General features: G+C 67.7%; 3 protein-coding genes. All 3 read left to right on the plus strand.

The window, feature by feature from the left end; genetic code table 11:
- Window positions 1–1,155: transketolase-like TK C-terminal-containing protein (locus GJV64_RS13640; RefSeq protein ID WP_328799192.1), on the plus strand; the 1,155-nt coding region annotated here is incomplete at its 5' end.
- Between the two features lie 14 nt (window positions 1,156–1,169).
- Window positions 1,170–2,177: a type I glyceraldehyde-3-phosphate dehydrogenase gene (gap, locus tag GJV64_RS13645; protein WP_164157929.1), complete on the plus strand. Its 1,008-nt coding sequence runs from the start codon at window positions 1,170–1,172 to the stop codon at window positions 2,175–2,177.
- Between the two features lie 4 nt (window positions 2,178–2,181).
- Window positions 2,182–2,477, plus strand: a 296-nt coding sequence (pgk, locus tag GJV64_RS13650) for a phosphoglycerate kinase (RefSeq protein WP_164157932.1), incomplete at its 3' end; no start/stop codon positions are given.

Genomic DNA, 2,477 nt, shown 5'->3' on the forward strand with positions numbered 1-2,477 from the left:
GCGCTGGGCTGGAACCACGGTCCGTTCGAGATCCCGGCCGACATCAAGGCCTGGTGGGAGGCGCTGGGCGCGCGCGGCAAGGCGGCGCGTGCGGCGTGGGACGCGCGGGCCTCTGCCAGCCCGCACGCCGCCGAGTTCAATCGCCGCATGGCCGGTGAACTGCCCGGGGGCATGGCCGCCTATGCCGCCCACGTGGCGGGCCTGGCCGCCAATCCGCCGACGATTGCCACCCGCAAGGCCAGCGAGATCGCGCTTGATGCACTGGTGCCGGCGCTGCCCGAACTGCTTGGCGGCTCGGCCGATCTCACCGGCTCCAACAACACCAAGGCCAAGGGCCAGGCGCTGTTCAGCGCAGATGACTACAGCGGCCGTTATGTCCATTATGGCATTCGCGAATTCGGCATGGCCGCCGCAATGAACGGCATGGCGCTGCACGGCGGCGTCATCCCCTATGGCGGCACCTTCCTGGTGTTCAGCGATTACATGCGCAACGCGATCCGGCTGGCGGCGCTGCAGCAGGTGCGCGTGATCCACGTGCTGACCCACGACAGCATTGGCCTGGGCGAGGATGGCCCCACCCACCAGCCAATCGAGCATCTGGCATCCCTGCGCGCCATGCCCAATCTTGCCGTGTGGCGGCCTGCCGACGCGGTCGAGACCGCCGAGGCCTGGGCCTGCGCACTGAAGGACGAAAGCCGCCCCAGCGTGCTCGCGCTGTCGCGCCAGAACCTGCCGCCGCTGCGCAGCGATGTGGCGGAAAACCGGTCGGCGAAGGGGGCGTATCGCCTGAAATCGGCTACGAGCCCTCGCGCCGCCGTGCTGATCGCCACCGGTTCGGAAGTGCATATCGCCGCCGAAGCTGCCGCCCTGCTGGAGGCCGATGGCATTGGCTGTGACGTTGTCTCGATGCCCTGCTGGGAGGCGTTTGCGGCGCAGGATGAAGGCTACCGGGCCGATGTGCTGCCGGCTGGCGTGCTCAAGGTCTCTGTGGAAGCCGGGGTGACCATGGGTTGGGAGCGCTGGACGGGCAGTGACGGCCTCAATATCGGCATCGATCATTTCGGCGCGTCGGCGCCGGCCGAGCGGCTCTATGTCGAATATGGTTTGACCGCGCCGGCGATTGCCGCGCGGGTGAAGGCCCATCTGGGCCGTTGAGGAAGGACGGACAAATGGCTGTGAAGGTTGCAATCAACGGCTTCGGGCGCATCGGCCGCAACGTGCTCAGGGCCATCATCGAATCGGGCCGTACCGATATCGAGGTGGTGGCGATCAACGATCTGGCCAGCCCCGAGGCCAATGCCCGCCTGCTGGCGCGGGACAGCGTGCACGGGCCGTTTCCGGGCACGGTGAGCGTCGATGGCGAGACAATCGTGGTCAACGGCAAGCGCATCGCGGTGACCGCCGAGCGCGATCCGGGCAAGCTGCCGCACGCCGCGATGGGCGTGGACATCGCGCTGGAATGCACCGGCTTCTTCACCGATGCCGCCAAGGCCGGCGCGCACATCGCGGCAGGTGCCAAGAAGGTGCTGATCTCGGCCCCGGGGAAGAATGTCGATCTGACGGTCGTCTATGGCGTCAACCACGGCAAGCTGGCGGCAGAGCACAATATTGTCTCCAACGCGTCGTGCACCACCAACTGCCTGGCGCCGGTAGCCATGGTGCTGGACCGCGAATTGGGCATCGTGAAGGGCCTGATGACGACGGTCCACGCCTACACGAACGACCAGAAGATCCTGGACCAGATCCACGACGATCCGCGCCGCGCCCGCGCTGCCGCGCTGTCGATGATCCCCACCACCACCGGTGCGGCCCGCGCGGTGGGCGAAGTGCTGCCGCAGCTGAAGGGCAAGCTGGATGGCTCGGCCATCCGCGTGCCGACGCCAAATGTCTCGGTGGTCGATCTCACCTTCGAAAGCGGCCGGGCGACGACGAAGGACGAGGTCAATGCCATCCTCAAGGCGGCGGCCGCCGGCGAGCTTAAGGGTGTTCTCGATTTCTCGGTCGAGCCGCTGGTCTCCATCGACTTCAACCACAGCCCGGCGTCCTCGACCGTGGACAGCCTCGAAACCGCGGTGATCGGCGGCAATATGGTGCGCGTCCTGGCCTGGTACGACAATGAATGGGGCTTCTCCAACCGCATGGCCGATACCGCCGTGGCGATGGGCAAGTTCCTCTGAGCCGATGAGCGCATTCCGTACCATCGACGACATGCCGGCGCTGGCCGGCAAGACCGTGCTGGTCCGTGCCGACCTCAACGTGCCGATGGCCGATGGTGCGGTGAGCGACGATACCCGCCTGCGCGCCGCCGTGCCGACCATCGCCGCGCTGGCCGATGCCGGGGCCCGGGTGGCGGTGCTGTCGCACTTCGGGCGACCGAAGGGGCCCGACACGAAGAACAGCCTGAAGCCGGTGGCGACAGCGCTCGGCGCCGTGCTGGGGCGGCCGGTGACCTTCATCGCGGACTGCATGGGGCCGGA

The organism is Sandarakinorhabdus rubra (genome assembly GCF_010994245.1).
Taxonomy (GTDB): domain Bacteria; phylum Pseudomonadota; class Alphaproteobacteria; order Sphingomonadales; family Sphingomonadaceae; genus Sandarakinorhabdus; species Sandarakinorhabdus rubra.